1 pseudogene is annotated in these 951 nt (G+C 57.9%); it reads left to right on the top strand.

Going from position 1 to position 951, the window contains the following annotated elements:
- Positions 1-281: 281 nt before the first annotated feature.
- Positions 282-578 (top strand): annotated as a pseudogene (locus ACETK3_RS21335) (ATP-binding protein); the annotation flags it as partial.
- Positions 579-951 lie beyond the last annotated feature (373 nt).

The following is a 951-nucleotide window of genomic DNA, read 5'->3' as shown; positions in this document are numbered from 1 at the left end:
ATGCCTTTCGAGTGGGATGTGAGAGTTTCCTCGAAGGATCACACGGTGACCGCCTTCACGTCAGCAACGACGCAGACAACCACCGTGGCGTTACACCACTATGCGGGACTCCACTAATTGCCGTGAGTTGTCCTATCGCAGGCCGCGGGAAATCGGGCCGCCCCGCTTAGGGACCTGTAGCGTCTGGGGGTTCCGCAGGGACAGCCGTAACGATTTGACTGAAAAATGCCTCCTAATATGCTCACCCAAGCGCCTCGATGCATCCCCCAAAGCATCGAGGCGCTCCCACTATCGCCCGCTACGGCCGCGTGGACCTGCTCTGCATCGATGAACTCGGCTACATGGAACTGGACCGCCGCGGCGCAGAATTCCTCTTCCAGGTCCTCACCGAGAGGGAGGAGAAGAATTCCATCGCCGTCGCCTCCAATGAATCCTTTTCCGGTTGGACGAAGACCTTTACCGACCCGCGGCTGTGCGCAGCGATCGTGGACAGGCTGACGTTCAACGGGGCCATCATCGAAACCGGATCAGACTCCTACCGACTCGCCCACAGCATTGCGCGCAATCCTGTCGGCTGACAACATGCCCATTTACATTCCTGCGTCGATTCGGCCGGCACGGAACTACCGCATCCCGTTTGCGCGGTCATGGCAGGTCTGCCGGAAGCGATCGTAGTATCTGCAGGATTCCGGCAAACTGAGTCAAAGTACCGGCATTCCAAGGGAAAATCTTCCAAGTCTTTCTCCTCGAGAAGGGATGACGTGGCAGTTAGCGCTGGCTTGTCATCTTCGCCACCCCCCCGGTAATTTATCCGCTGGTCACGGAATCGGCGGGACTGCTGAAGGTTTAGTTGACAGCTGGGGTTGATAATTTCTTACGCGGCTGAGGCCGCGTTTTTTATTGTCTCAAACTCGATGGGTGTCAGCCGGCCGAGGGCGCGTTGACGGCGTT

The organism is Arthrobacter sp. E44, from assembly GCF_041877125.1.
Lineage (GTDB): Bacteria > Actinomycetota > Actinomycetes > Actinomycetales > Micrococcaceae > Arthrobacter.
The sequence above is the reverse complement of the archived record's forward strand: the minus strand, read 5'-3'. Positions and strand labels throughout refer to the sequence as shown.